Genomic DNA, 25,433 nt, shown 5'->3' with positions numbered 1-25,433 from the left:
GCTCAGTCACTTTCAGAGAGGTTGATCGAGGAGCCGCCGCCATGGCTGTCGCCACTGCGAACGGCGTGGGCGGCGGCCTGGACGCCATGGGTCATCTGTTGCGAGCGCTTCATGCGCTTCGCCCAGGCTGGCTGACTTTCGGTTGCGGAGGACGCGACGGGTGCGGAGCCGGCTTCGGGCGCGTTCGCGCCGATTGTGCCAGCCGTGGATGACCCGCCCGTCGTCTCGAAGGCAGCGCGAGCGCCCGACTGGTAGCTGTGCTTCATGCTGCCTGCCGCATTATTGGCCGCACGCTTGAGCGGTGAGATGGCACCTTGGGCGCCGGCTCTGATGACACCGCCGAGCCCGGATGCGACGCCAGAAAAGCCAGACTCTCCGGCCGCGCTGAGGCCGTAGGCTGTGGACGCCCTGCCCGCCATGGCGGCACCGCCACGGGCCGCCGCTGCAGCACCGCCACTGACAGCCGCGCCTCCAGACACGACTGCGCCGCCGGCCGCAGTGCCGACTGCTGCCATGCCTCCGACGGCGAGCCCAGCGCCGACCGCAGCACCCGCGCCGAGTTGCGGGCCGCCGGAGACGAGGCCGTTGGCAATGCCAGGTCCAAATATGCCAAGGCCGAGCAGCGACAACGCGGCCAGCACGATCGCCATGGCATCGTCGATCGACGGCGTGTTGCCGCTGAACCCCGCGGTGAACTCGGAAAAGAGCGTTGAGCCGATGCCGATGATGACGGCGAGCACCAGCACCTTGATGCCGGACGAGATGACGTTGCCAAGCACCCGCTCGGCCATGAAGGCGGATTTGCCGAACAGACCGAAGGGAATGAGCACGAAACCGGCGAGCGTGGTCAGCTTGAATTCGATCAGCGTGACGAAAAGCTGGATTGCCAGGATGAAGAAGGCCAGCAGCACCAGCGCCCAGGCGAAGAACATGCAGGCGATCTGGATGAAGTTCTCGAAGAAGGACCAATAGCCCATCAGGTTCGAGATCGAGTCCAGCAACGGCCGGCCGGCATCGAGCCCGGTCTGCGCCACCTTGCCCGGGCGCATGAGATCGTTGACGGTAAAACCCGTACCCGAGGCCTTCAGGCCAAGCCCGGCGAAGCTTTCAAAGACGATGCGGGCGAGATTGTTCCAGTTGGAGATGAGATAGGCGAAGACGCCGACGAATAGGGTCTTCTTGACGAGGCGCGCCATGATGTCGTCGTCCGCACCCCAGGACCAGAAGAGCGCAGCCAACGTCACGTCGATGACGATCAGGGTTGTGGCGATAAAGCCGACCTCCCCGCCGAGCAGGCCGAAGCCGCTGTCGATGTAGCGCGTGAAGACTTCGAGGAAATGGTCGATGACGCCCATGCCGCCCATGTCAGCGAGCCTCCGGCCGAGGAGGCTCGACCTGCATCGCGGGAGTGGTCACATCCATCCGCGTCCCTCCTTTCCGGTCGGCTGACGCCGGCACATCAGGGAATAACGTTTTCGGGGCAACGGCAGCAGGCGCCGTTGCCGAGTCACCTGGAGCGAGAAACCGGCGCCGGCTCTCTGCCCACGCTTTCAGACAACCGGGATCGCGAGGACCGGCCTCGCCGATCCCGGAACAGCGGCGCAATTCGAACGCGAGCGGGTCTTGTGACGCGGTGGAACGGTCCCGTGTCCCAAGGGCGTCAGGCTCATCGTCCTTGCTGCTCATCTCGATCGCGGTCACTGTCAAAGCGACCGCGATGAAGATGACCGCACTGACACGAGCGAGGAGCTTGCCTTCCATCGCGCCGACCTCAGTTCTTGCCATAGAACATCTGCGCACTGCCGGGCTGGTAGCCCGAGCCCTGCGTCAGGAAGCGCCGGCGCTGCTCTCGGCCCTGGTCGACGGCGGTGGCCTGTTCGGCCGATTGCAACGCCTGCGCCCGACCGTTCGCGGCGACGACAGCGGTGAGATCGGCGAGCTGCTGCACTTGGAGCGCGAGGAGCTGGTTGCCGGCCTGTGTTGCCTGAAGCGCGCCGGTCGCACCCTGGCTCTGGCCGACCAACGCCGACATCTCACTGCGATTGGTGTCGATGTTGCCGACGACGCCCGCCTGCACACGCATAGCGTCCTGAAGGCCACCAACCGTGTTGCCCCAGCGCGAGCGCGCGTCGGCGACGAGTTGCTGATCCGAAGCCGACAGCGAGACGTTGCCGTATTTCTGCTGGAAAGCCTGATCGATCTGCTGGACGTCATAGGCAACGTTCTGCGCCTGACCGAGCAGTTGCTGCGTACGCTGCACGGACTGCTGGAGTTGTTGCAGAGAGGAGAACGGCAGGCTCGCGAGATTGCGGGCCTGGTTGATGAGCATCTGCGCTTCGTTCTGAAGCGAGGTGATCTGGTTGGTGATCTGTTCGAGCGAGCGCGCTGCCGTCAGGACGTTTTGCGAATAGTTCGAGGGATCGAAAACGATCAAGGCCTGTGCCGGCGTCGCCAGCATCGGCGAGAGCGCGGCAGGAGCGACAAGCAGTCCGGCGGCGAACCGCATGCCAAGGGAACGGCGTTGTTTCATGGGGACTTCTCCTTGTTGGTGAGGGCGGGGCTGGTTAGGGCGGGAACGAGTTCAGCGGCCCAGCCGACGCCACGGTGGGTGAGCCAGGCAGCGAGGAACCCGTCGCGGCCATGCTCGGCGACGATGCTGGCGATCGCGGCCTGGTCGGTCTTCGCGGATACAGCGCAGAGCGCGAGTGCCACATCCGACAGACCGAGCTCGAACAGCCGGTTGCCGCGTCGGGACTGGCAGTAATAGTCGCGCTTTGGCATCGCCCGCGCGATGATCTCGATCTGCCGATCGTTGAGGCCGAATCGACGATAGATCGCCGTGATCTGCGGCTCGATGGCGCGCTCGTTCGGCAGGAGAAGCCGGGTCTGGCAGCTCTCGATGATCGCGGGCGCGATTGCCGAGCCGTCAATGTCGCTGAGCGACTGCGTGGCGAAGATGACGCTGGCGTTCTTCTTGCGCAGCGTCTTTAGCCATTCGCGGAGCTGGCCGGCAAAGCCCTCATCGTCCAGCACAAGCCAGCCTTCGTCGATGATGAGAAGGGTTGGCGAGCCATCGAGCCGGTCCTCGATGCGATGGAAGAGATAGGACAGGACGGCGGGCGCGGCACCTGTTCCGATCAGCCCCTCGGTTTCGAATGCCTGGACCGACGCCGATCCGATATNATCCGATATGCTCGTGCTCGGCATCGAGCAGGCGGCCATAGGGACCTCCGACGCAATAGGGACGTAATGCCTGCTTGAGATCGTTTGATTGCAGCAGCACGACCAGGCCGGTGATGGTGCGCTCCTCGACAGGCGCGGACGCCAGAGAACTCAACGCCGTCCAGATATGCTCCTTGATCTCAGGCGTGATCGTCACATTCTCACGCGTCAGGATCGCCACGATCCAGTCGGCGGCCCAGGCGCGCTCGGGGACATCGTGAATGCGCGCGAACGGCTGAAGACTGACGCTATCGGACGCTCCATCGCTGAGATCGCCGCCGAGATCATGCCAGTCGCCGCCCATGGCGAGTGCCGCCGCGCGGATCGAGCCGCCGAAATCGAAGGCAAATACCTGTGACCCCGCATAGCGGCGGAACTGCAGCGCCATCAGCGCCAAGAGCACGGACTTGCCCGCGCCTGTCGGGCCGACGATCAGCGTGTGGCCGACGTCGCCGACATGAAGCGAAAGCCGGAACGGGGTCGAGCCTTCGGTCTTGCCGAAAAGCAGAGGGGGCGCTGCAAGATGCTCGTCCCGCACCTCGCCCGCCCACACCGCGGAAAGCGGAATGATGTGGGCGAGATTGAGGGTGGAGATGGGAGGTTGACGGACGTTGGCGTAAACGTGACCCGGCAGGCTGCCGAGCCAGGCGTCGACGGCGTTGATGGTTTCGATAATTGCCGTGAAATCGCGGCCCTGGATGACCTTTTCGACCCGGCGCAGTTTCTCGTCGGCGATGCCAGGATCATCGTCCCAAACAGTCACCGTCGCGGTGACATAAGCCATGCCCGCATAGTCGGCGCCGAGCTCCTGGAGCGCCATGTCGGCATCAGCGGCCTTGTTTGCGGCGTCGGTGTCCACGAGGACGGACGCCTCGTTGGTCATCACCTCCTTGAGGATCGCGGCGACCGATTTGCGCTTGGCGAACCATTGACGCCGGATCTTTGTCAGCAGCCGGGTCGCATCAGTCTTGTCGAGCAGGATCGCGCGTGTCGACCAGCGATACGGGAAGGCCAGCCGGTTCAGCTCGTCGAGCAGACCCGGCGTGGTCGCGGTCGGGAACCCCGTGACCGTGAGAATGCGCAGATGCAACGCGCCAAGCCGCGGCTCAAGCCCGCCGGTCAGCGGCTGGTCGGCCAGCAGGACATCGAGATACATCGGCGTTTCGGGAACGCGGACACGGTGGCGATTGGTCGAGACGCAGCCATGCAGATAGGTCAGCGTCTCGGCGTCATCGAGCCAGCGGCACTCCGGCATGAAGGCTTCGACTAGGCGCAGGACGCGGTCGCTGCGGTCAGTGAACCCGGTCAGCACCTCATTGGGGTCGAGGCCCTTCTTCTCCCGCCCTTCGTAGAGCCAGCTTTCCGCGCGGGCGGTGTCTTCGGCGGGCGCAAGATAGGTGAGCGTCAGGAAGTAGCTGGACTCGAAATGCGCGCCGGCCTCCTCGAAGCCCGCCTTGCGCTCCGCATCGACCAGCGTCGAGGCCGCATCCGGAAAGCTGCTGTCGGGATAGCGCGTCGAGGCATGGCGCTGTGCCTCGACGAAGATCGCCCAGCCGGAGCCGAGGCGGCGGAAGGCATTGTTGAGCCGGCCGGCGACGGCGACCAGTTCGGCCGGCACGGCGCTGTCGAGATCGGGACCGCGAAAACGCGCGGTGCGCTGGAAGCTGCCGTCCTTGTTGAGGACGATTCCAGCGCCGACCAATGCCGCCCAGGGCAGGAAGTCGGCGAGCCGGCTGCTGCGGTTGCGATATTCGGCAAGGTTCATCATAGGTGCGACCTCGCTTAGACCGTGAGATGCGCGGGTATGCGCAGGTGCCGGCGAACGACGTCGGCGAAAAGCGGATCGCGCTTGGCCGCCCAGACTGCGGCAACATGGCCGATCGCCCAGATGGCGATGCCGACGAGCCACAGACGCAGCCCCAGCCCCACGGCGCCCGCGAGCGTCCCGTTCATGATCGCAATGGCGCGCGGGGCGCCACCGAGCAGGATCGGCTCCGTCAGCGCGCGGTGTACAAGGACCGTATAGCCGGGCACTGTATAATCCGGCATTGGGCCGCCCTGTTCGACAGCGCCCGCCATCAGACCAGCGCTCCGCCGCCGAACGAGAAGAACGACAGGAAGAAGCTCGACGCCGCGAAAGCGATGGACAGGCCGAACACGATCTGGATGAGCCGGCGGAAGCCGCCAGACGTGTCGCCGAAGGCGAGCGTCAGGCCGGTTACGATGATAATGATCACCGCCATGATCTTGGCGACCGGACCTTCGATCGATTGGAGGATCTGTTGCAGCGGCTGTTCCCACGGCATTGACGAGCCGGAGGCATAAGCGGGCGCGGCCATCACCAGGATGAGCGTGGCACCGGAGACGGTCATGGCGAGACGATGGCGCGCGAGGCGCAGGCGTTGGATCATGGAATTTCTCCTTCAGGGCTTTGGATGAGCAAGGTCGGGCTGTCGTCGCCCTCGAGGACGGCTGGCGCGACCCGGTAATCGCCGTCCGGGCTCAGGCCATCGACACGGGCGAGTTCGGACAGTCGGCGGGCTGAGCCGCGGCCGGAAAGGACGGCAACCAGGTCGATCGTCTCGGCGATCAGCGCGCGTGGAACCGTGACCACGGCTTCCTGGATCAGCTGCTCCATCCTTCGGAGCGCACCTATGGCGCTGCCGGCGTGGATCGTGCCAAGGCCGCCGGGGTGGCCGGTGCCCCAGGCCTTGAGCAGTTCGAGCGCCTCGGCCCCGCGCACCTCTCCGACTGGAATGCGGTCGGGGCGCAGGCGCAGCGATGAGCGAACAAGATCGGAGAGCGACGCGACACCGTCTTTCGTTCGCATCGCCACGAGATTCGGCGCTGCGCATTGCAGTTCCCGCGTATCCTCGATGATCACGACGCGATCGACGGTCTTGGCCACCTCGGCCAACAGCGCGTTGATCAGCGTGGTCTTGCCCGTGGAGGTGCCGCCTGCAATGAGGATGTTCGCGCGGTTGGCAACGCCCTGGCGCAGCGCGTCCACCTGCTGCGCCGACATGATTCCGGTCGCGACATAATCTTCGAGGGTGAAGATGGCGACGGCGGGCTTGCGGATCGCGAAGGCGGGCGCCGCGACGACGGGAGGAAGAAGCCCTTCGAACCGCTCCCCCGTCTCGGGCAGCTCGGCCGAGACACGTGGGGCGCCGGCATGGACTTCGGCACCGACATGATGAGCGACGAGGCGAACGATGCGCTCGCCGTCCGCTGCTGACAAACGCTCTCCTGTGTCGGACAACCCCTCGGACAGGCGGTCGATCCACAAACGTCCATCGGGATTAAGCATCACTTCGACGATGCCGGCGTCGTCGAGATAGCGCGCGATCGCAGGTCCGAGCGCTGTGCGCAGCATGCGTGCGCCGCGCGCCAGACCTTCTGAATTGTGAGGCGAAGCTGCCATCCTGTCCCCGTTTCGATCCGGGGGAACATGGACGGCCCCTGGACGGGGATGATTAAGAGAGCCGCATCTCGAGTGGTTTCAACACCTATATCGAGGCGTAGTGGCGTAGCGTGCAAATACAGGAGATTGGCGGTGCCGACCTGTGATCAAGGCCGGCGATCTTCAGGCAAGGGCGGCGCTCGCCGTCAATTGTGCGCTCGTCGGTAAAGCCGTCAGATCACGCGGCTTCAGCACGAGTTGACCGTCGAGGCTTGTGGCGAACCACCACGTCGACCTTGTAGTCGAGCCGGTCCAGACAGCGAACCAGCCTGTCTATTGAAAACTTACCCGTTCGCCCTGTGGCGATCGCGGAGACGTCGGGCTGTTTCATTCCGAGCAGTTCAGCCGACTTCGCCTGGGTCAGGCGCCGGCGCTTGATAATGGCGCGGATCTCGCGGGCCAGCTTGGCCTTGAGCAATTCCTCTTCGGGATTGTCAAAGCCGAGGTCCGCAAACACGTTGCCGCTGCTCACTTCGGCGGTGATGTCTTCCGTCATGACTTTGTTCCTTTCCCATAGTTTTCACGATAGTGCGCCTCGGCCGCCTTCAATCGTACTGTGACGAGATCGATTTCATGCTTGGGTGTCTCCCTGCCCCTCTTCGACTTCTTCTGGAAGCAATGAAGGACGTAGATCACGCCAGCGAAGCGGACGGTGTAGACGGCGCGGTAGGTATCTCCGTCGAAGTCGTCGACCACCTCGAGGATGCTGCGGCCCCCAAACCCTTTCAGGGCTTTGACAGCCGGGTGCTCCTCACCATTCTGGGCGTCGTTGATTGCGACACCCATCAACCGGCGAACATCGACCGGAAACTCGCGCAGGTCATCCTTCGACGATCCCATCCATACCGTGAGCTTTTGGTTTTTCATTCGCCCTTTGCCTTATAGCATACAGACTATAATTTTCAACGAAAAGATCCTGACACCGCCTAGCCACTGAGATAACTGGTTCGGCTCAGACGGCTGCTTTTTCTAGAAGCTCATAAAGGCGTGGTCCCTCATGCAATCACGGATCTTGAATTGCGGATTTCGCGCCCAACATGGTTCCCGTATCAGCGACCCTGCCCTGCGGCTGTCTAGCTCTTGTCTGCCAAACCCCCCGACAGGTTGGCAACGCGAGTTCCATGACAACATATCGTTACAATACTTTGATATGCTTGACATATCGATGCTTGCAAAATCTCGGTCCGCCAGTCCGTTCAGCGCGCGGGCGTGCCGGGCTGGTGTGTGTCCAGACCGCCATCGATGTCCTCGGAGATCTCCTGCCGAAGCTTTGGACCTCTCGCCAGGCGCCGGCCGAGCGCGGTGACGAAGGCATCATAGCGCTCGCCAGCCTTGGAGTGGGCTGCCTGTGCCGCGGGCTCGGGCAAAGCCGGCGTTGTCGCCAGCCAGAAGCGGACGAAAACAGCGAGCGTCTCCACGGCAATCGCGACATCGCGCTCCTGGCGCGTCATACGGCGGTCCAGCTGGTCAAGCCGCTTGGTGATCGCCGCCTCCTGCCGCTCGGCGGCATCGGGTGAGAGGAACGACTCGATTGCCGCCTCCGCGACGAGCGACCGTGAAAAATCACGGCGCGCCGCATGTTCGGCCAGCCTGCTCATGACCTTCGGATCGAGATAGACGGACAGGCGTTGCTTGCGAGGTGGCTTTACCATGGGAGCCTCACATATCCACGCCGTCGCCGGGGTCGAGCGACGCCTGCCGCGCAACGCCCTGCATCAGGCGCGTCAGTCGACGGTTGCGGGCAACCTCGTCCTCCACGTCATCCAGGTGATCGATCTCGAATTCGTTCTCGGTCGAAGGCTTCACGACCTGCTCGACGCGACTGAGCTCGGGTTGCCGACGACGCTCGGAATCAGTTGTGTCGTCATCCGTGGCCAACGGCGCCGACATGGCTTCAGCAATCTGCGGACGAGAAGGCAGAGGCAGGTTCGTCCAGTCGTCCGGCCTCCCCTCCTCCGCCGCCGCCCTCAGCAGCGGCGGCGGCAGGATACGTTCCCGGAAGCGAGCATCCTCATGATAGCGCGCCTTTTTGGCGCGGATCGGCGGCGCACCCGCGACCATGACGATCTCGTCGGTCGCCGGCAGCTGCATGACTTCACCCGGCGTGAGCAGCGGGCGAGCCGTCTCCGAGCGGGAGACCATGAGATGACCGAGCCACGGAGACAGCCGGTGGCCGGCATAGTTCCTCATGGCCCTCATCTCGGTCGCTGTTCCCAGCGCGTCGGACACGCGCTTGGCGGTGCGCTCGTCATTGGTGGCAAAGCTTACCCGGACATGACAGTTGTCGAGGATCGAATTGTTGGCGCCGTACGCCCTCTCGATCTGGTTGAGGGATTGAGCGATCAGGAAGCTTTTCAGCCCGTAGCCGGCCATGAAGGCGAGCGCCGATTCGAAAAAATCGAGGCGGCCAAGCGCCGGGAACTCGTCGAGCATCAGGAGCAGCCGGTGCCCTTTCGCCCTGACCTGCAGATCTTCAGTCAAGCGGCGGCCGATCTGATTGAGGATCAGGCGAATGAGCGGCTTGGTCCGATTGATGTCGGACGGCGGCACGACGAGGTAGAGTGTCGTCGGATGCTCGTCGTCGATAAGGTCGCTGATGCGCCAGTCGCAGCGGCGCGTGACCTCTGCCACGACAGGATCGCGATAGAGGCCAAGAAATGACATGGCGGTGGACAGCACGCCGGAGCGTTCGTTGTCTGATTTGTTCAAGAGCTCTCGCGCGGCGCTGGCGATGACCGGGTGCGGACCAGCCTGCCCCAGATGCGCGGTTTTCATCATCGCGGACAACGTCGATTCGATCGGACGCTTTGGATCGGAGAGGAATCCGGCGACGCCGGCAAGCGTCTTGACCGGCTCGGCGTAGAGGACGTGCAGGATCGCGCCGACCAGCAGGGCATGGCTGGTCTTCTCCCAATGGTTTCGCCTCTCGAGCGAGCCTTCGGGATCGACCAGGATGTCGGCGATGTTTTGAACGTCGCGGACTTCCCATTCGCCGCGACGCACCTCGAGCAGCGGGTTGTAGGATGAGGATTTGGGATTGGTGGGATCGAACAGCAGGACCCGCCCATGCATGGCGCGGAAGCCCGCGGTGAGTTGCCAGTTTTCGCCCTTGATATCGTGAACGACGGCGGAGCTCGGCCAGGTCAGCAGCGACGGGACGACCAGGCCGACACCCTTGCCCGAACGTGTGGGCGCAAAGCACAGCACATGCTCCGGTCCATCGTGGCGCAGATAGGCGCCGTCAAAGCGCCCAAGCACCACCCCATCGGAGCCGAGAAGGCCCGTTGCCTTGACCTCCTGCTTGTCGGCCCAGCGGGCGGAGCCGTAGGTCTCGACCTTCTTGGCCTCTCGAGCCCGCCAGACCGACATGCCGATGGCGACGGCGACGCAGGCGAAACCGCCGAAAGCCGCGATAAAGGCTCCCTCTACGAAGATCGACGGCGCGTAGGCATCGAAGCCATACCACCACCAGAAGAATGACGGCGGAAGGTAGAACGGAAAGCCCAGGACACGGAACCATGGCCTGCCCAGCTCGGGCTGGAATGCCAGGCGCCAGGCCACCCACTCCGTCGCGCCCCAGGTCGTGAACAGTACGATCATCAAGACGGCGAGGATCTGGCCCCAGAGAATTTTGGTGGCGGACATGCTGCAGTCCTTTCTTCAAATTGAGACTAGATGCCGAGGCCTCGCTTGCGGCCAAAACTCCAGTCGATGCCGTCGTCATTGCGAGCGACGCCAGAGACGTGGCTGCCAAGATGTTTTTCCAGGGACGGCGTCCAAGGCACCAGTTGGAAACCGAGGCCGTCATCGATCATGGCGAAGCGGCCGGAGGCGAGCGTGAAACGTTGCCGGTAGGAACCGGCCACAAACTCACCACTGCGAACGCGGTTGAACGGCTGGCCGGTTTCGGCCGAGAGCTTTTCGCCGAGCGCCTCCAACTCGCAGCGACGCAGCGTGTCTATCAGGTTGCGGGTGAAGGTTGTGCGTTGGCCATGCCGCTCGCCGAGGCCCCGTTGGACGAGGTGGTCGGCACGGAGCTGCATCGCCTGCCGCACCTCGGCGCCGAAGCCGCCTTCCGACAACGCAGTCGGTTCGCGGGCGATGTTCTGGCGATCGAGCCAGGTGGCGCCGGCGGCGGTAACCTGCCGCTCAATATCGAGATCGGAACGGACAGCGAGTGCTGCGCGCCCATGTCCCTGCGCGTCATGGAACTTGCGCAGCTCAACGATGGAACCCGGAGCGCTGTCGCCGGCGGCATCGAGATCGGACAGCTTGATGTGATGGGTGCGGCCGTCGGTGCCATCGATCACGGCGTAGGCACTGCCCTTCAACTCGTCATCGAGACCACGGTCGACCAGCCGACCGACGATTGGCGTGTCGAGGCGCTCCGCCGCGAGCACATAGGTCGCCGACCCGCGCTCGATGCCCTGTTCTGTCAGGGCGCGGTGCATCCGCTTGATGATGTCACCGCGTTCGCCAAGCTCGCGCAGCGTCGCCTCGGCCTTTTCGTCGATCCTCCATTGGCCTGGGCCGACCTGTTCGGCAAGGCCAAGCGTTTCGAGCTTGCGCGCCCGCCCGACCTTCAGCACGTGATACTCATCGGGCTGAGCGCTCGCCGGGGACGCAAGATCGACAACGCCTGTGTCGCGGCAATCGCGAACAAGCTGCCGGTCAAGCTGGGTCCAACGTTCGGCCTCGACCTGACGCTGCAGATTGCGGCGGATGTCGAGATCGGTGCGCGGGCCGAGCTCCTGGGTAACGAGGTCGGCGGCGCGGGCGCGCATTCCCTCCTTGATGTAATCGCGGGAGATCACGAGATCCTGCCCGTCATCAGTGCGGCCGCGCAGGATGATGTGAAGGTGCGGATTGTCGGTGTTCCAGTGATCGACGCCAGCCCAATCCAGTTTCGTGCCGAGGTCCTTTTCCATCTGACCCATCAGATCGCGGGCGAAGGATTTGAGGTCCGCCATGTCGACGGCATCTTCCGGCGAGACGATGAAACGGAAGTGGTGCCGATCATCGCCGCACCGCTCGGCAAAAGCACCGCCATCCACCTCCCCGTCCTCCGGCCCGAACAGCCTTGCCTTCTCCCCGTCCCGGGTGACGCCCTCGCGGCGCAGATAGGTGAGATGAGCGGCAAGCGGGGCGCCGCGCGCGTGATGGCGCACTAGCCGTGTCTTGATGATCACGGCTCGCGAGCGGCCGGTGAGGAGACGATTGGCGCGCACGCTCGCCGAGCGGCCACGCCCGAAGGTCGAGCGATTGCCCGGGCTGATCCGGCCGGAGCGAGAGATGCGGGCGCCGGCCTTCCGGGCGGCGGCAAGCGCCTGCGCGATGAAGGGCCTGGCGCGCTGGGCACTGGGCGAGCGGATGCGGCCGGGCCGGATGCGGAAACCATCCTCGTCAGTCATCGTGAAGATCCGCACATCGTCTCAAGGCACCGAAATCACAGGTGAAACGGTGTTCCGGCGAGGTGCGCCACTTGTTCGCACCTCGCGGAAATGCCACATAACCTCTTGAAACAGCACAACCGATCGACGCCGCACCTCGCGGCCTTTTATCTCGCCATCCTTCGGTTGTTCTGCACATTTTCCGCCTCCACCCACGCCATGGTGCGCTGGAGCTTGCGGTTGCGCAAAGACGCCCATGTGCGCTCATGGCTGTATCCCTTCGCCCGCTCGCGCCACGAAGAGGCCTTCGGACAGCGGCACGATGGCGGACACATCGCGCACGGTGGGCGCAGAGCTCGCGTCATTTGGTGGTCGCTCGGTTGGCACCCGAGCGACAGCTTGTTTGCGATCCGGCTGACCGACGAACAGCGAGCCGCGCTTCCAGGGAATGGCCTCGACAGACGTAACGGCGAAAGGGCGCATACCCTCGCTTTCACCGATCAGGGGCGCAAATGCGGCGACATAGGCGCGGGTCTCGGCCGGTAACGGACGCCCAGTGAGGTAGGCCTGGTAGCGTGCAGGTCCCGCATTGTAGGCGGCCAGAAATCCCGGAGAGCCGAAGCGATCGTGCAGTTCGCGCAGGTACGCCGTTCCAGCCAGGATGTTGTCCCGGGGATCGAATGGATCGCGGCCAAGCGACCAGCGGGCGCGCAGATAGTCCCATGTTCCGGGCATGATCTGCATCAAGCCGCGGGCGCCTGCGCTGGAGACGGCACGCATATCGCCCGCACTCTCCTTGCGCATGATGGCGCGTATCAACGCGGTCGGGACGCCGAAGCGGTGCGAGGCTTCTGCGATATGCGCGCCGAACGGATCGCGTTGCGACGATCGTGTGAGAGGTGTTTCCTGCGCCACTGCCGCCGGCATGACGGTCGCGACGGACAGGCCGCAAAGGAGGAGCAGAGCCATGCGCCAGGCAGCGCGAAGCGGCCCCGCGCACCGCGATGGCTCGTCGACGGACGGCGAGCGCGCATCGTTCAATCCTTCTCGCTACGGTCGCGCGGGCGCGCCCAGTGCAGCGACCAGGACGTCTTGTCGTCGCCATTGCGAAAGAGGTTGGCGCGTATCGGCTGCGCGAAGGTCGGGTCGTCGAGCTGGATCGAGACATAGTCTCCGGCCTTTTCGCTGGAGCGTTTCCAGCCGGCGCCGATCTCGGGGCCGTCCTCGCTTGCGGCGTGAATGCGGTAGTCAGGCGCATTCTCCGTTTCGCTCGCCTCTGCCGCCACAATGGCAATATCCAGGTTGAGGCTGAGCGTGTGGATGCGCCCGCTATAGCCAGTCTTCTGGCGCGTGAATTCTCCGATCTGTTGCATGTCAGGCTCCTGTTTTCGAGTCGTGCGGTGATGAAGACTGGCGCCACGACGCGCGCCGCTGGTCGCGCGCTCACCGCGTTGGCGCGCGCCATTCGAAGCGGCCGTTGCCGTCCTCGTCTGTCCACAGCGGAACGGCGCGGCCGATGATCCGTCTGGTGGAGAGGAGGCCGAAGTAGCGGCCGTCGAAGCTGTCGCGGACATGCCGGTTCATCAGGAAGACTTCGCCGCTCGCGATGCGGCGGCAGCCCTGCCAGACCGGCAGGTCACGACCGGCCCGGTCACGCGTCAACGCCATCCCCGCCTCGATACCATCGACCGTGATGGTGAGGTTCGAGCGACAGACCCGTTGCCCCGATACGCCAAGGATGCGCTTCAGGAGTGGCACGCCCCTCGGCAGATAGCCGCGATCGGCGAGGAACGCCGCGAGCGGCTCGGGCGCGTCGACGGCCACAAGATCGGCGACCTCGAAGGGTCCGTCGAAGTCGATCCTGTAGAAGCCGATCGGTGCGCTGGCTGACGCATTCCAGATGAGCTTCGCGGGCATCGAAGTGAGGCCGGGATAACCGACGCCCATGGTTGCGATAACGCTGGCTAAGATGATCCCGGCGCGCGTCACGGCTCAGTCCTCTTGCGCAGCAGGAAGGCACGATGTTGGTCGAGTGTGTAGCTGCGCGGCGCATTGCCGGCGGTTATCCGGTTGTGGATGTGCCGCCAATGATCAGGCGACACCAACTCAGGCTCGATGCCGAGGCGCTGGATGGCGTCAATCGCCTGCAGCACGCGTTCGACCTTGGGCCAGCTCTCGACCTTCAGCAGGATGTCGCCGCCGGGTCGCACGAAGGGCAGTGTCTGATAGGCTTCGCCAGACGCGACCGCACGCACGATGTCGATGCGTGAGATGATCGTTCCGAAGTCGTTCGCCGCCCATCGCACGAAGGCGAAGACCACGCCGGGACGATAGGACAGGATCCGCCGGCGACGATCGACGATCTGTTCCTGGGCGGGCGTGCCGAACCGTATCCAGTTCTCGATCCTCTTCTCGACCCAGGTCAGTTCGACATGGACGAGATTATCGGCAGCGTGGTGCGTGGCCGGGAATGCGCCGCGCGTGCGGGGAGCCGCAATGCCAGTCATTTCGGTTCTCCTGATGTGGTGGGAATTTCGCGCGCGAGCCTCGCGCGCAGCGTTTCGGCGACGATGACGTCGTTCTCGAAAGCGGCGATGCGTGCGCGCTCCTGAGTCGTCATGTCGGTGGTGGGGCGCACGACGAAGGTCGCGAACTGATTTCCCTTGCAGGCCAATTCACCGGCGAGATGCAGCGTCAAAGTTGCCTTCCCGACACGGCTCTTTCGATTTAGGGGTGCGGCGCTCATCGGGCGGCTCCCGAGCGCGGATCAAGCGGCGGAGTCGGACCTTCGGAAGCGCTGGTTGCCGTGATGCGACCGCCAGAAACCGTCGACGTGTTGGGGGTGTTGTTGGTGGTTACGCTGAGTGCGTGGCTGGCTCGCCGTACGAGCCTCTGCCCATCTTGCGCGCGCGCTTCAAAGTTAGAATCTGGGTTAGAGTCTAAGTTAAGGGCGCGATTTCGGCTTTGCTTTCCCAGGGTTAGGCGCCGTTTCGGTTCCTGATAGCACGAGCCTGCGGTTCCCGATGGCACGATAGGTCCGGTTCCCGATAGCACGAGGCCGTCCACAGGCCTTCCACAGGAGCCGATCCGCTCGAAGGCAAGCAGAACCCGGCCGCCAATCTCCACTTCCAGCGCAAGGGTGTAGCCGGGCAGCGGCTGGCGGCGGATGATGTCGCGCAGCTCGAAGGCAAAGCGCTTGTGGGGCGACAGGCTGCCGGATTTCTGGTGAAGGTGACGGAAGTCGAAGCGCCAGCCGTCGGGCTGGCGTCCGCCATGCTTGCGCACCAGCCGATAGAGCCAGCGCTCCAGCCCGCCAGTCAGGTCGAAATAAGCGCGGTCGATCGTCAGCACGAGCGCGTCATCGAGGACTGCCTGGTAGAACCAGTCGGGGACGATCAACTCGATCCCCGCGGGTTTGCCATGGCGATCGATGCGCTCCTGCCACTCATTGATCCATGAGAAGCGGTGACGCCGGCCTTCGGCGGGCTGACGAATCGTCGTCGAGACGGTGGTCGACTGCAGCCGGTCAAGCCCCGCCTTCAGGCGCTGATAGTCGCGCAGGCTCTTGCCGCGGCCGACGAAGGTGAGAATCTCATAGGGTGTGGCGGCCATCAGGCGCGAGGTGCGAAGGCCCGCGTCGCGCGCCTCGACGATCTGGCTTGCGGCCCAGATCAGGATGTCGGCGTCCCAGATGGTCGCCATGCCATGATCGGGCACGGCTTCGACCCGGATCGTGACGTTGCCGGCCGCAAAATCGATCGGGGTGATGCGATGCGTCTTGGAAAGGGAGAAGAACGGATAGGCCATGAGATCCTGCGCGTCTCGTGGGGCGAAGTCGCCAGGCAGCGCCCGGAACAGGTCGAGCTGCCCGCGCTCCGAAAGGGATTGGTTTCGAGCCACCATTGGAAATCCGCGCGCGGTCAGCGTGCGTATCGTCCGCCGTGCGTCGGCGGCGTCGGCGTGTGACGCTTGGCCGGCAGGACCGACCCCCGCGGATCGGATGTAGACGTGACAGCGCCGCGTTCGGCCCACGCCTGAAGATCGTCGACGGCATAGACGACACGGCCGCCGAGCTTGCGGTAGGAAGGACCAGTGCCATAGGTCCGGTGCTTTTCGAGCGTGCGGGCGGACAGGCTGAGGAAATCCGCGGCCTCCTTGGTGCGCAGGAAGCGCGGCGGCAAAACGGCGATATCGGGTCGCATGGGTCGAACCTCCGTGGGGTCTTGGGCAGCCGCTGGCGTTCAGCGGTGGGCGGAGACCACGGTGGCGGAGAGTAAGCTTCGTCAGGGATGGGGAAGTTGAGGGGGGCTAAAACTCCACCCCTTTTGCGCGGCCAGACCCGCTAGGATCGGCGGCGATGACGCAGGATTTGCAAATAGCCACCGCCGATCATGGCGGTGGCACCTTCGACCAGGCCGATCACCGCGTCGCGCAGTGCGGAAGTTTTCCAGGGATCGGCAGCGACGCGCTTAGACCCGTAAAGGGCGACGGCAATGTCGCGGTAGCTCGCGCCATTCGAATGGCCGTCAGCGGCCTGCATCATCAGACGAAAGCGGCGGCGCTGCTGCGGGGTCATCCGCGTGTCCGAAGGTTTGGGGCGCCCCTGCAACGAACGCCAGAAACGGGTGAGTGCTTCGATCCGTCCCAATGTTTCTGCGTCCAAGGGGATCAGCGCCGCCAGGTGACCGTGCGGGTCACTGCCGGGCAGAAGGAGAAGTTGGGTGACGACACCTGCACTATGGACAGTGTGGCGTCCTTCCGGGCTGTCGTGGACCACGCCCAGGCCGGTCAACGGCGCCGATCGCAAGGACGACAGGAATTCCGGCGCCGGCACGAGAGAAACCACAGCTGGATCGACGTCAGGCGACCACAGAACGTCTTGCGCCAAGGCGGACAAATCCGGCGTGGCCGGGAAATCGCAACCCCCACTGCCGCTGTGCCTCAGGGTGGAAGGGTGCTTTTTCGGATCTTGTGGTAAGGAGCGCTTGGTAGTGCCGTTGATAGGGTTGGTGACGCCGCAGACACTCCCAGGCGAGCCCTTCGATAGGTAATGTATCAAAATAATCATAGCTGGCATTGTCTCGCCAATGCGACGTATCCGGCCTCATCCAAGAGCTCCTCGCAAACAACGCGTAGACCCCGCCTCCAAACGATTCCGGGTTGTAGCGATTGGCGGAAGACCCTTGCCGGGCATCGGGTGATGCCACTTCGGCATCACCCGCGAACCACAGGCGCTGTGGTGCTAGTTGCCGGGTCGACGCAAGAGATGACGGTAGCCTGCACGCGCCATCCAGCGCGCTCGCGCCAGATGGCTGTCGTGGATGCGCCGGGCGCGTTGTGGCTCCTTCGTCAGATCAATGCCGAAGAGGATTTCGACCACCTCGCGCCAGTCCGCGCCGTCGTCGGCGGCGTCAAGCAGGCGCACATAGAGCTTGACGTGTTCCCGATCGTATTCGGTGAGTTCGTCACTGGTCGGCGCGGTTTCGTCAAACGGCTCGATCATCGCTTGCCTCGTCTTCACAGTGAAAGCCTGCATTTTATAGAAACAACAGCGCCGATGGAGGACGGTTGATAAGCATCAGGCGATGCGGTTTCGGCATCGCTCTCGGCTTGAGTGAATCGAACCGGACGTCCGCGGAAGAAGGCCCCGGCCTTCCGGCCGGGGCCTGCGCGGGTCCTTAGTCACCCCGCCGCGCGTTCGGGCGGGACCAGATGAGCGAGAAACCCTCCCCTTCCTCGTCGTCGAAGAGGTTGGCGTAGATCGGGGCGTTGAAGCTCGGATCGTCGAGCTTGAGACCCAGGTAATCGCGGCCTTCGTTGGAGGTCTTCGACCAGGCGGCGCCGATCTCGGCGCGGCCGACCAGCACCCGGTGGCTGGGAGCGTTCTCGCCGGTGGCGCGTGTGTCTGGGACGATGCGCACGTTCTTGGCTTGGACGCTGAGGGTGACGATGTCCCCGGTGAATTCGTTCGAGGCGGTCTTCTTGAAGGTGCCGATGGTAGCCATTGTAAGTCTCCGTTTTCTGTTCCCGAGCCCGCACCATGCGGCCTCGATGGCGATCGGGTGGCCGAAGGCGACCGACGACGCATCGCTTGCGACCGGAGCAACGCGGAGGACGGCGCAGGAACGACTTTCTTGTCTCGCGAGGAATGGCGGCGCTCGGGGTCCCCATGCGCTTGCGGCATGGGGTGGGAGCCGGCAGGGGAAGAAAGTCGAGATGCGCCGTTGCGGCCTAGGCGGTCGAGGCTTCAGCCGTCGTTCGGCCAGATCAGCCCATTGAAGAGGCCGTTTGGAGCGCTCTTGGGACAGATTGGGAACGGAGACGTTGGCGTGCAACGCGCCTCCGGCAGATCGCTACAGGCTTCACCGGCATCGCCCACGCATTCCAGGCACAGATTCCGCGCACCTGCAACGCCGCCGCCACCGCGCGCGCTGCCGTCCTGCTACCGACTTGTCGGTCTGCCATGGGCATCGACCAAAGAAAGTCCAAGTCCCAGACGGGGCCGCGCCGGCACGTGGCCGTTGCTCGATCCTGGCATGGAACCCGATTGCTCCAACCACCGATAATGAGGAGGCTAGGCCTTCGTCGGTCTGGTCCACCTGCGCCGCCCGCGGGGGTCTAGGCTCGAACCACGTCCCTGCCGGATTGGTCGGCTGACGTCATGCCCGCGACCCGCAGATATGCCGTGACGCCGACGGCGGTCGCGCCAATGACGGAGAAGACGACCTGCCAGGTTTCCGAAGGCATCATGTGCTTCGCGATGCCATGGGTGGCATGGTAGCCGGCAACCATCGCAGGCGCGACGAAGACAAGCGTGATCGCCAGCTTCGCCCACATGGAGCTGATAACGCCGAGGAGGATTTGGCCGACGCCGAGCGTCAACCCGGCTGCCAGGATGCCGACGAGGATCGCGCCAAGCCAGCCGGCGCCGGTGTTGAATGCCCACGTACCTGCGCTGACCCCTGCGAACAACGGAAGGGCGAAGATAGCAAGCGTGAAGAGCAACCAGCACAGGATGCCGATGGCCGCGATACAAACGAACATGCCGAGGATGATCATGGTGGTGTCTCCGAGAATAGCTCTGGCGATTGCGCCTTCCACCACCACCGCAACGCCGCGCAGAGCATAGCAACGAAAAGCACCGGCGAGATGCCAAAGCTCTGTTTCGCCAGCGGCAATGTTAGCCCCGTCCTGGGGCGAACGGTCGATTTCGCCGATGATGGCGGTGTCGTCGCCGTCATACTCGTTCGCCGGCACGACCGAGAGAGTGCCGTCGCCGGCACGAAAGATGACGATGGCGACCATGAGGGTGGCGGCGAGGCTGAAGGCGAAGGCATGCGCGTCGGCGAGGGACATCGATCCGGCTCCTGTTTGAAGCGGAGGACCCTCCCCCGCTGACAGGCGCCCGATGTGTTCGGCGGATGGCCGCAATCACCGCGAAGGCGAAGCCGGAGCGGCGGCACGCTTCGCGTAGTCCGACCCCTTGCGGGTTGATGGCGTCAGGCCGTCGGCTGGACCAAGGATCAGCGCAATGGATCGCGGGGGTGGGGTCATCTTCAAGTCAGGAGCAGCGGCGTCGTTAGCGCGACGCTTATGTTCCATGAGAGTCTGAGCAAGCCGCCGCGCGATGTGGCGGGCGTCGAGCGATAAACCGGACGGCCATGAACGCGCTGGGTCCCGTTGGAAGCCGCCACGCTGAAAATGAGGATGAAGCTGGGCGATGACGCTGTGCAGTTGCGGTGGCAGGCCCAATCCAGCTCTCTCGGCGTAACGAGCGGCCTTGCCGAGATCGTGCCCGATATGGCGGCGATTCCAGCGATCGTCGGTCGCTGTTCTGAGAAGATGCGACTTCAGGAGCAATTCAATGGCGATGGCGATGGCGTGAAGGGCCGCATTGCGCCTGCCCAGATCCGCCGCCCGGTCAGCGCCATCGAGGCACACTGCGGCATTGCGCAAGAAGGTGTCGGCCAGCGCGATGTCCGGTGAAGCTATCGGGAAAGGATAAGAGCGACGGCTTGAAGAATGCCGTGCCTCCCCTGCTAATTTATAGGGGGGGTAAGTTCCGAAGGCGCATCGACCAGCGTCCGATATAGGCTGTCAACTTCTTCGTCGATCTCTTCGCGCCTGATCCCGAGCGCCTTAGCGTCGGCGTACAATTTGTGTGTGTACTCACTTATCGAAACCGTGTCGGCCTTCGCCGTTTCGGGGAGATTGTTGCCGATCCCAGCGATCGAGGAAATTGATACCGCGTGTACTCATGGAGCCTTAAGCTCCATTAAGCGCTTAGGTTCCGGCTGTTCGGTGGCGAGGTCATAGACTAGGCTGTTCGCAGCCGCCGAAGTAGCTTTTGACCTTCAATCAGGCCGCACGTCGGCCCAATCACTATGAATTGGCTTCGCACCAAAAATCCATGTGTGAGATGTAAGGCAAGAACGCCCATCGGAGTCCGTGAGTTCGACCTGGAGGATGATACCACCCCCGAACAGGCGTCATCGATCATACAGAAAGATGACGCACGACAGTCGCCAGTGATCGGGACCGACGAGACCGCGAAACAGATAGTCGCTCTGCTTCAGCGCGTCTCTCGCTGATTTCGTCAAGTTGCTCGCTTCGGGGGAGCTTCCAATCCTAGACGAGAAGACTGATCGCCAGCGAAAGCGACGGCATCTGCTTCATATTCGAATGCTCGGGAATACGTTTCACCGTTCCTCCCTATGCGAACAACCCACTCGCCCAACGAATGGCGGATCTCTAAGAAGAGGGAAGACGAAGGCGGCGGCCGGTACGTGACGCTGTGCAATGCCCTCGGGAGGCCTGTCCCGCCAAAATCGGCACCATCGGAGGAATGAACTTCACGCATGCACTGACTCCCGAGACCGCGAGTCAATTAGCGCGTGCTTAATTAGTTCCAGAACGTTTTAACGAATCGTTGACCGCGCTGTCCCATTATAGGACGGCGCGGTCAAACCCCAACCTTGGCTGCGCAGGCGGCTTCGGCATTGAGTTCCACCCCGAACTGTCGGAGCCGCCACCCACATTTCACAATTTACCAGCAATGGTTGAATCAACCGTTACTGCACGTGCTTTCAATGGCGCTTCCCTGATCGTTAGACTTTGACGGAACAAACAGGGGATTCACAGGTTCGGCGTTCGAGACTCGACCGATGGAAGCGATCTTCGATGACATCGCCAACGCCCTCAGAGCGCCCCGCCAAGACGTGTGGCGCCCTGTCCGGCGCCTTCGCCATCGATATGGTCGGCGAACTCAACTCCCCACGTACGCCGCGCCCTGGCTGCGTCAAGGAAGCTCTTGGAACAGATGGCCGAACGCGAAGACCCCCCGCCGCCAAGTTGAGGCGGCTTCTATGGAAATCCGCTCATCTGACGCCAGAGCAGCGCTGGCAGGTCCATCAACCGGCTACCCTCAGAAGCAGTGCGACACCGACTCCATAAGGGATGAACACAGCCGCCAACGCGACCCAGATGCCCGGATCGGCGAGCACGTGCATTTCCTTGCGAAGCTGTTCCAGACCAACGGCAAAAGGCCGGCTGTGTTCCCAAACCGGAAAAGGCCGGCGCACACATGCGGTCGACGGGCATTAGGTTCCATTGCTAGATCACAAGCAAGCGCGCTTACCTGCAGCGGAACCTGACAGCCATACGACCGTTATTCGAAAGGACAACGAAAGGAGATCGCCATCATGGACTGGAATCGCGTCGAAGGAAATTGGAAGCAATTCAAAGGTAAGGTCAAGGAGCAGTGGGGCAAGCTCACTGATGATGATCTCGACCGCATAGCCGGCAACCGCGATCAGCTCGAAGGTACGATCCAGGAACGCTACGGCATTGAGAAGGATCGCGTGCGGCGAGACGTCGACGACTGGTATGGTCGACAAGACTCGTATTAGGACGGTGCGCCGTTCGGATCGACCTTGTCGGCTTCCAGCCGCGTTGATCTCCACAATGGAGATTGTAGAAATGTCCATCCACAAAGAAGACTATCGAACGAACAAGGCTGACTACCTGATAGCGAAAAGGCCGGATCTGGTTGAGAAGACCAAGCCGAAAAAGAAGACGTTGCGGCGTGACGATCAGCGTTCCGCAAAGTTATTGGAAAACCCCGCCGCGTTACCCGAGAGGCCGGCATCACGCCGTTAGAAATCGCAGAAGGTCAAGAGGAACATTTAAGCGATATTGAATGTTCGACTGTTTATGGACAGCCGAACCGTACTCTCAGCAGATCAATCCAGAGCAGCACGAGCCCTACTGAACTGGTCGCGTGTGCGACTTGCCGCAAAGGCAGATCTTAGCGAAATGGCCATCAGCGATCTTGAGAACGGATTCAGGAAATCGCGTCCCCACAACATCGCGGCGATCCGCAAAGCGTTTGAAGACGCCGGAATCGTCTTCACCGTCGAAGGCACTCCATCGCTCGCCCGCTCAGAAGGTGGCAGCGGCCTCGCCACCGACAATAGACAGTGGCGCCGGCGGCAGAGAAAATAATAAGGGCGAAAAGCCTACTCAGGAGCGTCTTAGGCTCGGAACTCATACCGGAAGGCTCGCAATGCGGAGCGCTGATTTACGGCTTTGAAGATTGCCGATCTCGTCGACCAAGGTCAGGCCGCTCAATCTGCGATCGAACTCTATGGGCTTGAAGCGCCGACCGCCGTGGCGCACTGCGCTTTGGAGGCACATTTCGACGGCCGACCAAATGACTTCCGCTTTTGGTGCGATGTCTTTCACCAACTGAGAAGACCAAACTGACGGAACTTTTGCCGCGGAATCGTGTTCGTTCGAGCATGACCAGAATAGCAGCCCTTGGCCCACGCATCCCCGGCAAACCACATTCGCCGGCAGACGGACAAGACCGTTTCGACCTTTGGCCCGATATGCGGCCAGCAGGTTGACCGCCGCGACTTCCGTCAAGTGATGTGGCACGAGCAACCAGATCACGAGCCGCTTGAATGGACGCTTAGAGCAGTTCAGATTTTGACTGAATCTGCGGGATTCCCGTGAGAGTGGTTTTGTGATTCAAGATGCTGGCTGGATCGGAGGCCAGCATCAGATGACGGCTCCCCCTCAACGTCCGCAGGAATTTGGAGGATCAGCTGCGCCAAAGCCAGAAAATGGAGGCGGTGGGGCAACTCACGGGCGGTATCGCGCACGACTTCAACAACATGTTGGGAGTTGTCATCTCAGGACTCAACTTGATCCAGCGGCGCGTCGACCGCGGCGAGCCCGGCGTGCACCAACTGATCGCAGCCGCGACCGAGGGTGCCCACAAAGCTGCCATGCTGACGCAAAGGCTACTGGCTTTTTCCCGGCAGCAGCCGCTTTCCCCTGAATCCCTCGACGTCGGCCGGATGGTGCAGGATATGTCGGAGCTTTTGCGCCGGACCCTGGGCGAGCACGTAACACTCAATACGGTCGTGCAATCCGATGACGGTGCAGTGCTCGCTGATCCCAGCCAACTCGAAAATGTCCTCGTAAATCTGGCGGTCAACGCTCGCGATGCCATGCCGGAGGGCGGAACCCTGACAATCGAAACCTCTGCACTCCTGGTCGACCAGTCGGTTGCTGCAGATCATGGCATTTCCCCCGGCCCCTACGTCCTTATTGCGGTGAGGGACACGGGCTCGGGTATGAGCGCGGAGGTTCTGGAAAGAGCCTTCGAGCCGTTTTTTACCACCAAAGGTGTCGGCAAGGGAACCGGCCTTGGGCTGAGTCAGGTGTTTGGCTTCGTCAAGCAGTCCGGTGGCTATGTCAAAATCGATTCAAAACTGGGGGTGGGGACTACCATCAGCATCTGGTTGCCAAGGCACAATGGTCCCGCCGATGGAGCACGGCGGGCGAACAGCCAAGACGTTGCCAATGGCAAGCCAGAGGAATTGATCCTCGTCGTCGAGGACGAGGCGAGTGTAAGACAACTGACAATGCAAATGCTCGAGGATCTCGACTATTCGGTGATTTCTGCTGAGAATGGGGTTGAAGGCCTGCGCATTCTTGAGGATCGAGGAGACGTTTCCTTGCTGCTGACGGATGTTGTCATGCCCGGAATGAACGGTCGGGAATTTGCGGATGCTGCCGTTGAATTGCGGCCTGACTTGAGGGTGCTCTTTACGTCCGGTTACGCACGTGATGCCATAGTTCGCAATGGGATCATCGATCCAAACGTTCAACTCCTGCAGAAACCCGCTACCCTCCAAGCTCTCGCCCAGAAAGTCAGATTGGTTCTGGATAACTAGCCATTCGGCAACCGGCCGTTCCGGTTTTCAGGCAAGAGGGTAGCGCGCTCGACCTGTCATATTAGACGCAAAGCGGTCATTGAGCTCTATTGAGAGCTTCGGGTCACCACGAGCGTCCGCGGTGATGCCGCCGACATTTCTCCTCGGGTCTCTACCGACGTGGTCGCGGGTGCAACAATCTGTTGCACAACTCTGCTATCTGTCCCGCCAATGCCTGACCCTCAACTTGCTCACCCCTGAATAAGTCATCGCTCGCTGTCACGGCCAGGTAAGCGACGGGACTCTTCGAACGGGCGCGTTGCATGCGGATCAGGCCATCGTTCCTCAAGATCAGCAAAGCAATCATCTATCCCAGCGGCGAGTGGATCGCTGGGACAAATCGATCGTGGTCGTCTGCAAACAAAGACGCGAACTGCCGCGGGAGAAGAAGACGGCACGGCCAGAGTAAGCAGAGAGGCGGTTCATTCGCCCGAGAGGCGTGGGTTAGAGAAATATGCGTGCGAATCCGTGCTCGATCGGGGCGTCACAGTTTTCATACATAACTAACCCGCTCGATACCCTTTGCGAACGCAGCGTCACGTCTAATCAGAATGGCTTTGAAGAGCGTGACTTGAGCATCTCTGTCGCGGGTGTTTTGGGGGTTAAATCCGCCCTTCCCTACGGTTGTGTGCGTCAAGTTCTGCAAAATGGGCGATCATGAAACTGGTCATGCGGCTTGGCGTAGAGCGAGCTTCTTGTGCTCGCGCAGATCATCCATGTTGATATAGCGGTTGGCCTCCATCCAGTTTTCATTGGTTTCGACGGCCAGCTGACCAGGCGCAGGCGCAGGCAGCTTTCGGCGTTCGGGAAGATGCGCACGACATAGGTGCGCCGGCGGATTTCCTCGTTGAGCCGTTCAAGCATGTTGGTGGACTTGAGGTGCTTGTGATGCTGACGCGGCAGCCGGAAGAAAGTCAGCGTCTGTTCTATGGCTTCTTCCGCCCAGGTGGTCAGCCGCGGGTAGCGGGCGGACCATTTGGACAGCCATGCGGCAAGATCAGCCCTGGCCTCTGCGAGATCGCGCCGGTCGTAGAGCCAGCGCAATTCCTGCAGGCAGTCGTCGCCGTGCTTCCT

The 25,433-nt window shown here is 62.7% G+C and carries 29 protein-coding genes and 3 pseudogenes; 5 read left to right on the top strand and 27 right to left on the bottom strand.

From position 1 onward, the window contains the following. Nucleotides 1-2: 2 nt before the first annotated feature. From trbL to X771_RS0135360, 24 genes and pseudogenes are all read right to left on the bottom strand, one after another. A complete protein-coding gene (trbL, locus tag X771_RS136775; protein WP_023690476.1) occupies nucleotides 3-1,364 on the bottom strand; it encodes a P-type conjugative transfer protein TrbL in 1,362 nt (453 codons plus the stop codon). Nucleotide 1,365: 1 nt separating this feature from the next. After that, nucleotides 1,366-1,761, bottom strand: coding sequence for a putative entry exclusion protein TrbK-alt (gene trbK-alt / locus X771_RS136780; protein ID WP_023697517.1), 396 nt, complete (start codon nucleotides 1,759-1,761; stop codon nucleotides 1,366-1,368). A gap of 10 nt (nucleotides 1,762-1,771) precedes the next feature. Next, nucleotides 1,772-2,530, bottom strand: a complete 759-nt coding sequence (gene trbJ, locus X771_RS136785; protein WP_031203333.1) for a P-type conjugative transfer protein TrbJ — start codon at nucleotides 2,528-2,530, stop codon at nucleotides 1,772-1,774. Further along, nucleotides 2,527-4,990 (bottom strand): annotated as a pseudogene (gene trbE, locus X771_RS01000000165560) (conjugal transfer protein TrbE). Before trbE ends, trbJ begins: the two are co-directional and overlap by 4 nt. A 14-nt stretch (nucleotides 4,991-5,004) precedes the next feature. Continuing rightward, the gene (locus tag X771_RS136790) at nucleotides 5,005-5,271 is read right to left on the bottom strand and encodes a VirB3 family type IV secretion system protein (RefSeq protein WP_245262821.1); all 267 of its coding nucleotides are present in this window, start codon (nucleotides 5,269-5,271) and stop codon (nucleotides 5,005-5,007) included. A gap of 29 nt (nucleotides 5,272-5,300) precedes the next feature. Then, nucleotides 5,301-5,594 carry a TrbC/VirB2 family protein gene (locus X771_RS136795; RefSeq protein WP_245262823.1) on the bottom strand — a complete coding sequence of 98 codons (294 nt, stop codon included), beginning with the start codon at nucleotides 5,592-5,594 and terminating at the stop codon, nucleotides 5,301-5,303. 35 nt (nucleotides 5,595-5,629) lie between these two features. Continuing rightward, nucleotides 5,630-6,646, bottom strand: coding sequence for a P-type conjugative transfer ATPase TrbB (gene trbB / locus X771_RS136800; RefSeq protein ID WP_023697514.1), 1,017 nt, complete (start codon nucleotides 6,644-6,646; stop codon nucleotides 5,630-5,632). 217 nt (nucleotides 6,647-6,863) lie between these two features. Then, the gene (locus X771_RS136805; protein WP_006338687.1) at nucleotides 6,864-7,181 is read right to left on the bottom strand and encodes a helix-turn-helix transcriptional regulator; all 318 of its coding nucleotides are present in this window, start codon (nucleotides 7,179-7,181) and stop codon (nucleotides 6,864-6,866) included. Further along, entirely contained in the window at nucleotides 7,178-7,552 is a 375-nt protein-coding gene (locus X771_RS136810) for a type II toxin-antitoxin system RelE/ParE family toxin (RefSeq protein ID WP_023673518.1), read from the bottom strand. Before X771_RS136810 ends, X771_RS136805 begins: the two co-directional genes overlap by 4 nt. A 329-nt stretch (nucleotides 7,553-7,881) precedes the next feature. Continuing rightward, the gene (locus X771_RS136815) at nucleotides 7,882-8,337 is read right to left on the bottom strand and encodes a ribbon-helix-helix protein, CopG family (protein ID WP_023673519.1); all 456 of its coding nucleotides are present in this window, start codon (nucleotides 8,335-8,337) and stop codon (nucleotides 7,882-7,884) included. Nucleotides 8,338-8,344: 7 nt separating this feature from the next. Then, complete coding sequence (locus X771_RS136820) at nucleotides 8,345-10,330, bottom strand: conjugal transfer protein TraG (protein ID WP_023690472.1); 1,986 nt, start codon at nucleotides 10,328-10,330, stop codon at nucleotides 8,345-8,347. Between the two features lie 26 nt (nucleotides 10,331-10,356). Next, on the bottom strand, nucleotides 10,357-12,096 hold the full coding sequence (locus X771_RS136825) for a VirD2 family relaxase/mobilization nuclease (protein ID WP_023697513.1): 1,740 nt from the start codon (nucleotides 12,094-12,096) through the stop codon (nucleotides 10,357-10,359). 243 nt (nucleotides 12,097-12,339) lie between these two features. After that, the gene (locus X771_RS136830; protein WP_245262810.1) at nucleotides 12,340-13,116 is read right to left on the bottom strand and encodes a lytic transglycosylase domain-containing protein; all 777 of its coding nucleotides are present in this window, start codon (nucleotides 13,114-13,116) and stop codon (nucleotides 12,340-12,342) included. Further along, the gene (locus tag X771_RS136835; RefSeq protein WP_023690469.1) at nucleotides 13,113-13,448 is read right to left on the bottom strand and encodes a DUF736 domain-containing protein; all 336 of its coding nucleotides are present in this window, start codon (nucleotides 13,446-13,448) and stop codon (nucleotides 13,113-13,115) included. The genes X771_RS136830 and X771_RS136835 overlap by 4 nt, the downstream gene beginning before the upstream one ends. Before the next feature lie 70 nt (nucleotides 13,449-13,518). Beyond that, on the bottom strand, nucleotides 13,519-14,064 hold the full coding sequence (locus tag X771_RS136840; RefSeq protein WP_023690468.1) for a S26 family signal peptidase: 546 nt from the start codon (nucleotides 14,062-14,064) through the stop codon (nucleotides 13,519-13,521). Beyond that, nucleotides 14,061-14,582, bottom strand: coding sequence for a DUF2840 domain-containing protein (locus X771_RS136845; RefSeq protein WP_023673524.1), 522 nt, complete (start codon nucleotides 14,580-14,582; stop codon nucleotides 14,061-14,063). Before X771_RS136845 ends, X771_RS136840 begins: the two co-directional genes overlap by 4 nt. After that, nucleotides 14,579-14,821 carry a hypothetical protein gene (locus tag X771_RS136850; protein ID WP_156936056.1) on the bottom strand — a complete coding sequence of 81 codons (243 nt, stop codon included), beginning with the start codon at nucleotides 14,819-14,821 and terminating at the stop codon, nucleotides 14,579-14,581. Before X771_RS136850 ends, X771_RS136845 begins: the two co-directional genes overlap by 4 nt. After that, nucleotides 14,818-15,978 (bottom strand): replication initiator protein A, encoded by a 1,161-nt coding sequence (locus tag X771_RS136855; RefSeq protein ID WP_023690467.1) that lies wholly within the window; start codon nucleotides 15,976-15,978, stop codon nucleotides 14,818-14,820. The genes X771_RS136850 and X771_RS136855 overlap by 4 nt, the downstream gene beginning before the upstream one ends. A 17-nt stretch (nucleotides 15,979-15,995) precedes the next feature. After that, nucleotides 15,996-16,277: a helix-turn-helix domain-containing protein gene (locus X771_RS136860; protein WP_023690466.1), complete on the bottom strand. Its 282-nt coding sequence runs from the start codon at nucleotides 16,275-16,277 to the stop codon at nucleotides 15,996-15,998. A gap of 140 nt (nucleotides 16,278-16,417) precedes the next feature. Beyond that, nucleotides 16,418-16,963, bottom strand: a complete 546-nt coding sequence (locus tag X771_RS0135365) for a DUF2285 domain-containing protein (RefSeq protein ID WP_023673528.1) — start codon at nucleotides 16,961-16,963, stop codon at nucleotides 16,418-16,420. Beyond that, a complete protein-coding gene (locus X771_RS1000000169565) occupies nucleotides 16,935-17,183 on the bottom strand; it encodes a DUF6499 domain-containing protein (protein WP_084013101.1) in 249 nt (82 codons plus the stop codon). The genes X771_RS0135365 and X771_RS1000000169565 overlap by 29 nt, the downstream gene beginning before the upstream one ends. 134 nt (nucleotides 17,184-17,317) lie before the next feature. Then, nucleotides 17,318-17,578: a DUF2285 domain-containing protein gene (locus tag X771_RS136865; protein WP_023673529.1), complete on the bottom strand. Its 261-nt coding sequence runs from the start codon at nucleotides 17,576-17,578 to the stop codon at nucleotides 17,318-17,320. Between the two features lie 175 nt (nucleotides 17,579-17,753). Continuing rightward, complete coding sequence (locus X771_RS136870) at nucleotides 17,754-18,080, bottom strand: DUF736 domain-containing protein (RefSeq protein WP_023673530.1); 327 nt, start codon at nucleotides 18,078-18,080, stop codon at nucleotides 17,754-17,756. A 613-nt stretch (nucleotides 18,081-18,693) separates the two neighbouring features. Continuing rightward, complete coding sequence (locus tag X771_RS0135360) at nucleotides 18,694-19,134, bottom strand: hypothetical protein (protein WP_023697508.1); 441 nt, start codon at nucleotides 19,132-19,134, stop codon at nucleotides 18,694-18,696. Nucleotides 19,135-19,782: 648 nt separating this feature from the next. Between X771_RS0135360 and X771_RS136875 the strand changes: the two genes are divergently transcribed. Beyond that, nucleotides 19,783-20,061, top strand: coding sequence for a hypothetical protein (locus tag X771_RS136875; protein WP_023694917.1), 279 nt, complete (start codon nucleotides 19,783-19,785; stop codon nucleotides 20,059-20,061). A 53-nt stretch (nucleotides 20,062-20,114) separates the two neighbouring features. On the opposite strand, the pseudogene X771_RS1000000167640 reads toward X771_RS136875, so the two are convergent. Further along, nucleotides 20,115-20,334 (bottom strand): annotated as a pseudogene (locus X771_RS1000000167640) (hypothetical protein). A gap of 1,442 nt (nucleotides 20,335-21,776) precedes the next feature. Between X771_RS1000000167640 and X771_RS136880 the strand changes: the two are divergent. From X771_RS136880 to X771_RS0135355, 3 genes are all read left to right on the top strand, one after another. Then, complete coding sequence (locus X771_RS136880; RefSeq protein ID WP_023690464.1) at nucleotides 21,777-21,983, top strand: CsbD family protein; 207 nt, start codon at nucleotides 21,777-21,779, stop codon at nucleotides 21,981-21,983. 70 nt (nucleotides 21,984-22,053) lie between these two features. Further along, on the top strand, nucleotides 22,054-22,233 hold the full coding sequence (locus tag X771_RS136885; RefSeq protein ID WP_023697507.1) for a hypothetical protein: 180 nt from the start codon (nucleotides 22,054-22,056) through the stop codon (nucleotides 22,231-22,233). 54 nt (nucleotides 22,234-22,287) lie between these two features. Next, nucleotides 22,288-22,578 carry a helix-turn-helix transcriptional regulator gene (locus X771_RS0135355; RefSeq protein WP_031203328.1) on the top strand — a complete coding sequence of 97 codons (291 nt, stop codon included), beginning with the start codon at nucleotides 22,288-22,290 and terminating at the stop codon, nucleotides 22,576-22,578. Between the two features lie 42 nt (nucleotides 22,579-22,620). Here the strand turns inward: X771_RS0135355 and X771_RS1000000168470 are convergent, their stop codons facing one another. Continuing rightward, nucleotides 22,621-23,001, bottom strand: a complete 381-nt coding sequence (locus X771_RS1000000168470) for a hypothetical protein (protein WP_198025868.1) — start codon at nucleotides 22,999-23,001, stop codon at nucleotides 22,621-22,623. 170 nt (nucleotides 23,002-23,171) lie between these two features. Between X771_RS1000000168470 and X771_RS136895 the strand changes: the two genes are divergently transcribed. Then, the gene (locus tag X771_RS136895; protein WP_023690463.1) at nucleotides 23,172-24,320 is read left to right on the top strand and encodes an ATP-binding protein; all 1,149 of its coding nucleotides are present in this window, start codon (nucleotides 23,172-23,174) and stop codon (nucleotides 24,318-24,320) included. A 706-nt stretch (nucleotides 24,321-25,026) separates the two neighbouring features. On the opposite strand, the pseudogene X771_RS136900 reads toward X771_RS136895, so the two are convergent. Next, nucleotides 25,027-25,433: pseudogene (locus X771_RS136900) on the bottom strand (transposase); the annotation flags it as partial.

It is taken from the genome of Mesorhizobium sp. LSJC269B00 (genome assembly GCF_000502815.1).
Taxonomy (GTDB): domain Bacteria; phylum Pseudomonadota; class Alphaproteobacteria; order Rhizobiales; family Rhizobiaceae; genus Mesorhizobium.
This window is presented reverse-complemented; position numbering and strand designations above follow the sequence as displayed.